Below are 1,459 nucleotides of genomic sequence, written 5' to 3' on the forward strand. Positions count from 1 at the left end.
GCGTCGAGGTCCCACATCTCGCCGATGAGCAGACCGATGTGGGGGATGGCGACCTGGTGCAGCGGCTGGAAGGCGTGCGCGAACTCGTTCGGGCGGACCTCGAAGCCCCAGGTGTCGGTGGCGATCGCGGCGATCTCGGTGCGGTGGAGCCAGCCGGCCGTGGTGAACGACAGCCCGGGTGCCGGGCCGCCCGCGTAGTCGCCCCAGCCCTCGCGGCGGGCCCGGGCGAGCCGGCCGGTCCGTACGAGGACGAGGTCGCCGCGCCCGACGCTCACCCCGTGGGCCCGCGCGGTGGCGGTCAGATGCTCCTCGGTGACCGGGAACCCGTCGGGCAGCTCTCCCCCACCGGTGCCGACGACTTGGCCCACGTCGAGCAGGACGCCGCGGCCGGCGACGTACGGCGCCATGTGCTCGATGCCGGTGACGAGGTCGCCGTCGGAGGTGACGACCTTCTCTGCGGCCCGCCCGTTCCATGCCCTGCCGTGGTCGAAGATGTGCCCGAGCCCGTCCCACTGGGTGGAGCACTGCAACGGCATCGCGATCACGTCGTCGGCGCCGCCGATGCCGTGCGGGAAGCCCTGGTTGCCGAGGGCCGCGTCGGTGCCGGTGTCGAGCATGGTGTGGACGGGGTTGGTGCGCCGCCGCCAGCCCTTCTGCGGGCCGTTCATGTCGAAGGACTGCGCCAGCGAGAAACTGACCCCCCGGCGGACCAGGGCGGCGCCCTCGCGGCGCTTGGCCTCGTCGAGGAAGTTGAGGGTGCCGAGCACGTCGTCCTCGCCCCAGCGCCCCCAGTTGGAGTACGCCTCGGCGGCCTCGGCGATCGCGCCCTCGGGGTCCTGCCGGTCGAGGCTCATGCCGTCTCCTCCGCGACACAGCGGGTGCGCTGGGCGCCGAGCCCGGTGATCGAGCCGTCCATGACGTCGCCGTCGCGCAGCAGCCGGCCCCAGTGGATGCCGTTGCCCGCCGGGCTGCCGGTCAGCACCAGGTCGCCGGGCAGGAGCCGGGAGGTCTGGGAGATGTACGACACCAGCCGCGCGACACCGAAGAGCATGTCCTTGGTGGACTCGTCCTGCATGGTCTCGCCGTTCAGCTTCAGCGTCACCCGCAGGTCACCGGGGTCGCCGACGGACTCGGCCGGGACGATCCAGGGGCCCAGCGGGGTGAAGCCGGGGGCGTTCTTGCAGCGCAGCCAGTCCGTGCCGATGGCCTTCATGTCCCGGCGGAACACGGTGGCGCGGTCGGTGAGGTCGTTGGCGATCGTGTACCCGGCGACATGCTCCAGTGCCTCCTCGACGGAGACGCGGTATGCGGGCTTGGCGATGACGGCCGCCAGCTCCAGCTCCCAGTCCGGCTGCTCCGCCCACGAGGGCAGCACCACCTCGTCGAACGGGCCGGTGACGGTGCTGGGCAGACCGATGAAGACGTACGGCAGGTCCTCGGCGGCCCGGCGGTCCATGAC

At 72.4% G+C, this 1,459-nt stretch carries 2 protein-coding genes; both read right to left on the minus strand.

Annotation, left to right across the window (positions count from 1 at the left end):
• Nucleotides 1–854 (minus strand): cyclase family protein (locus AQJ64_RS44835; RefSeq protein ID WP_055636122.1); only part of this gene is annotated, 854 nt, incomplete at its 3' end.
• Nucleotides 851–1,459: fumarylacetoacetate hydrolase family protein (locus AQJ64_RS44840; protein WP_059203569.1), on the minus strand; the 609-nt coding region annotated here is incomplete at its 5' end. The genes AQJ64_RS44835 and AQJ64_RS44840, both read right to left, overlap by 4 nt.

The organism is Streptomyces griseoruber (genome assembly GCF_001514205.1).
GTDB lineage: Bacteria > Actinomycetota > Actinomycetes > Streptomycetales > Streptomycetaceae > Streptomyces > Streptomyces griseoruber.